Annotated in this window: 4 protein-coding genes; all 4 read right to left on the reverse strand. The window is 66.9% G+C overall.

Annotation, left to right across the window (positions count from 1 at the left end; translation table 11 throughout):
* Positions 1-1,164, reverse strand: a 1,164-nt coding sequence (locus HHL15_RS25920; protein ID WP_169148656.1) for a thiolase family protein, incomplete at its 3' end; no start/stop codon positions are given.
* On the reverse strand, positions 1,161-2,066 hold the full coding sequence (locus HHL15_RS25925; protein ID WP_169148657.1) for a 3-hydroxyacyl-CoA dehydrogenase: 906 nt from the start codon (positions 2,064-2,066) through the stop codon (positions 1,161-1,163). The genes HHL15_RS25925 and HHL15_RS25920, both read right to left, overlap by 4 nt.
* 18 nt (positions 2,067-2,084) lie before the next feature.
* Entirely contained in the window at positions 2,085-2,957 is an 873-nt protein-coding gene (locus HHL15_RS25930) for a fumarylacetoacetate hydrolase family protein (protein ID WP_169148658.1), read from the reverse strand.
* The coding region (locus HHL15_RS25935) for an amidohydrolase family protein (RefSeq protein ID WP_235943680.1) at positions 2,954-4,077 on the reverse strand (1,124 nt) is incomplete at its 5' end. The genes HHL15_RS25935 and HHL15_RS25930, both read right to left, overlap by 4 nt.

Raw genomic sequence — 4,077 nt, forward strand, 5'->3', positions numbered from 1 at the left:
CTCGATGATCGTTGCGGTACCCATCCCGCCCGCACAGCAGATCGCCTGCAGCCCGTAACGGCCACCCCGACGCTCCAACTCGTACAGTAGGGATGTCATGATCCGGGCCCCGCTGGCCCCCAGCGGATGACCCAGCGCAATCGCCCCGCCATTCACGTTGAGCTTCTCCAGGTCCGCGCCCAGCTCCTGCTGCCACATCAGCGGCACCGGGGCGAAGGCTTCGTTCACTTCGTACAGGTCGATGTCCGCCAGACTCAGCCCGGCCTGCGCCAGCACCCGGCGGGTCGCCGCGATCGGGCCGGTGAGCATCAGCGTCGGATCGGAGCCGACCGTGGTGAAGGCGCGGATCCGCGCTTTCGGGGTGACGCCCAGGCGCTTGACCGCAGCTTCCGACATCAGCAGCAGCACCGCGGCGCCGTCGGAGATCTGTGAGGAATTGCCGGCGGTGAGCCGACCCTCAGGACGGAAGCTGCTCTTGAGGGTGGCCAGCTTTTCGGCGGCTGTACCAGGACGGATGGTTTCGTCGGCGCTGAACAGCGCGACGGTGGGCTCGGCCCAGTCCTTGTCTTTGAGGTCATTGACAGGAACGGGGGCGATTTCCCGGGTGAAGTAGCCGGCCTCGGCCGCCGCGGCGGCTTTCTGGTGGCTGCGCACGGCGAAGGCGTCGAGCGCTTCGCGGGTGAGCTTCCAGTGCTCGGCGACCCGCTCGGCGGCTTCACCCTGGCTGGTCAGCTCGTAGCGTTCGGCGGCGAGCCAGCCGAAGGCCTCACCGTAGATTTCCCGGTTGCCGCCCATGCGCACGCGGCTCATGTTCTCGGCGCCACCGGCGACGACGACCTCGGCACTGCCGGCAGCGATGAGCCCGGCACCGACATGCACGGCCACTTCGCCGGAGCCGCATTTGCGGTCAATGGTCAGGCCGGGGATGGTCACCGGCCAGCCGGCGCCCAGCAGGGCGGTACGGGCGATGTTGGCCGATTGTTCGCCCACCTGGGTGACGCAACCGAAGAGGACGTCACTCACGTCGGCCGGATGGATCCCGGCACGGGTAACCAGGGCGTTGAGCACGTGGGCGCCGAGGTGATCGGCGCGCACGCCGGCCAGGCTGCCCTTGTATTTGCCGACCGGGGTCCGGACGGCTTCGACGATGTAGACGTCGCTCATAGCGCGCTGGCCTTGAGGCCTGAGTTGGGCACACGTTGACCGGCTTCGTCGTACTGGTACACGCCGTGGCCGCTCTTGCGGCCATAGCGGCCGGCGGCGACCATCTTGATGATCAGCGGACAGGGGCGGAATTTCTCGCCGAGGGTGCTGTGCAGGTAGCGCAGCACCGACAAGCGGGTGTCCCAGCCGGTCAGATCTCCCAGTTCGAGCGGGCCCATCGGGTGGTTGAAGCCCATCCGGAGGGCGGTGTCGATGTCCTCGGCACTGGCGGTGCCTTCCTGCAGCATCCACATGGCTTCGTTGCCGAGCATGGCGGACATACGGCTGGTGGTGAGGCCGGGGGATTCGTTGACGAGGATTGAGGTTTTGCCGATGGCCTCGCACCAGGCCCGGCTGGTGGCCACGGTGGCGGCGTCGGTGGCGATGCCCAGCACCAGTTCGACCAGCTTCATCTTATGCACGGGGTTGAAGAAGTGCATGCCGATGACCCGCTCGGGGGCGGGCACCGAGGCGGCGATCTCGGTGACCGACAGGGCCGAAGTGTTGGTGGCGATGATCGCGCCGGGCGCCAGTACCGTGGCCGCTTCGGTCAGGACGGCTTTCTTGACGGCGAGGTTCTCGGAGACGGTTTCGACGAGGAGGCAGGCCCCCTCGGCAGCGCCCTTCAGGTCTTCGCGGGTACTCAGGCGGGCCTTGGCGGCGTCGGCCAGCTCGGGGGCCAGTTTGCCCAGCTTGACCCCGCCCTCGAGGATGGCGTGGATGCTCGCTTGGGCCCGGGCCAGGGCCTCGGCGTTGCTGTCGACGAGGACGGTGGCAAAGCCGCTGGCGGCAAACGCGTGGGCGATCCCCGTACCCATCAGCCCGGCACCCACAACAACAACGCGGGAGTCTTTGGCAATCATGCTGTATCTCTCTTTAGTTTAGGCGCCGGCCTTGGGGCCGACGACGTTGCAGATCGTGCCGATGCCGTCAACGCTGGCCTCGACCACATCACCCGGATTCAGGAAGCGCCCGGTGCCCTGCCCCACACCCGCCGGCGAGCCGGTGAACATCACGTCACCACCGGCAAAGCTGGAGCGCGCCTGGACGAAGGCCACCAGTTGGGCCACGTCCCAAGTCATCTCGGCGGTGTTGCCGTCCTGGCGAGTTTCGCCATTCACCTTGAGCGTCAGGCGCAACTTGGGGCTGCCGGCCGGAAACTCGTCACGGGTGACGATCCACGGGCCGAGGCCGGTACTGCCGTCCTGGCTCTTGGCGGCGAAGAGATCCATGCCGATGCCCACCGGGCCGCTGCGCTGCAGGTCACGGGCACTCACGTCGTTGCCGACGGTGTAGCCCAGCACGCTGGCCAGCGGGTCGGCGAGATCCACCGGAGCAGAGCCGACAGCCACCACTAGCTCGACCTCGTGGTCGAGTTCCTGGGTGAGCGGCGGATAGCGAATCGGATCATGGGCGCCGATCAGCGCGCCGTAGGCCTTCAGGAACGCAATCGGCTGGGGCGGCGCCTTGAGGCCGAAGTCGTCGGCAAGGTGCTTAGCATAGTTGGCGCCAGCCACCACTACCCGGTTGATCGGCTCAATCGGCGGCAGCAGACGCACGCTGTCCAGCGGACGGGCTTCCCCCGCCAGCGGCAGCGCGGCGCGCCCTTCCTCTGCCTTGCCAGCTGCGATGGCCCGAGTCAGCGCCGGGCCCCAGTCAGCAAAGGCACCGGCAATGGGCTGCAGGGTTTGGGTGTCGGTATCGACCAGTGCCCAGAACGGGGCGCCGCCCTCGGTGCAGCGGGCAATCTTCATGCTGCCTCCCCCTGCTTTGCAACCGCGCCCACCTTGGCCGGGTCCAGGTGCAGCAGCTCGCAGGCATTGCTCCAGCGAATCCTCTGCAGGTCATCGTCCGACAGGCGCAGACCGTCGGTCAGATCATGCCGCACCGCGTCACTGCCACCGAAGTTCGAGCCGTACAGGATGCGGTCCGCACCAATCACGTCGATCAGCGCCTGGCGCATCGGCAGCTCGTGCAGCTCGACGTCGAAGTAGAAGTTCTTCAGGTAATCGAGCACCGGCTTCTTGTTGTGGAAGGTGTCGAGGTTCGGGTTGGTCTGGGCCAGGCGACCCAGCTGATAGGGCACGAAACCACCGCCGTGGGTGATGTACACCTTGAGCTTCGGGAAGCGGTCGAAGACCCCGCCGTTCACCAGGTACCAGAAGGCCTTGGTCTCGTCGTAGTTCATGCCGACGATGGCGGTAGTCTCGTAGCGGTCGCTGTTGGCGTTCTTGCCCCAGGTCACCGACTGGTTGTAGCCGTGCACGAACATCGGCAAGTCCAGATCGCACAGGGCTTCCCAGACCGGGTCCATCTCGCGGGAGTCGAATTCGAGTCCCCCGAAGTTGGAGCCGCCCGCGCCAAGACCCTTGGCCCCCAGCTGGGTGCACGCACGGCGGATTTCCTTGGCTGCTTCCTCGGGATTCTGAAGCGGGGCCTGGGCCCAGAACATCAGACGATCCGGCGCGCCGGAACAGTATTCGGCGAGCACGTCATTGACCTTGCGGGCGAAGGGGATCGCGTACTCGAGCGGGGTCCAGTACATGTAGCAGTGGGACGGCACCGAGACGACCTGGGCGTTTTGTCCGGCGGCGTCCATGCCGGCCAGGCGGGTCTTCGGGTCACGCCAGCGGGCCATGTAGTCCTGCACGTTCAGCGCCTGCCCTTCGGCCTTGGCTTTGCGCAAGGCCGCTTTGCGCTCCGGGGCGCCCAGGCTGAGGATCCAGTCGCCCACCCGCAGCTTGATGTCACCGTCGGGTTGCGATTCGAAGGCCGGGCCCCAGTACGGGTCCTGGTCGTAGTAATCCGGGTGCGGGGCGTGGGCGTGCAGGTCGATCAGCATGGTCAGCGGGCCTTTCTCAGGGGTGGGGGCGT

The organism is Zoogloea dura (assembly GCF_012927165.1).
Lineage (GTDB): Bacteria > Pseudomonadota > Gammaproteobacteria > Burkholderiales > Rhodocyclaceae > Zoogloea > Zoogloea dura.

Coding starts and splice junctions, on each gene's coding strand:
- HHL15_RS25930 (WP_169148658.1), bottom strand. CDS start 2,957: ATGAAGATTGCCCGCTGCACCGAGGGCGGCGCCCCGTTCTGGGCACTG.
- HHL15_RS25925 (WP_169148657.1), bottom strand. CDS start 2,066: ATGATTGCCAAAGACTCCCGCGTTGTTGTTGTGGGTGCCGGGCTGATG.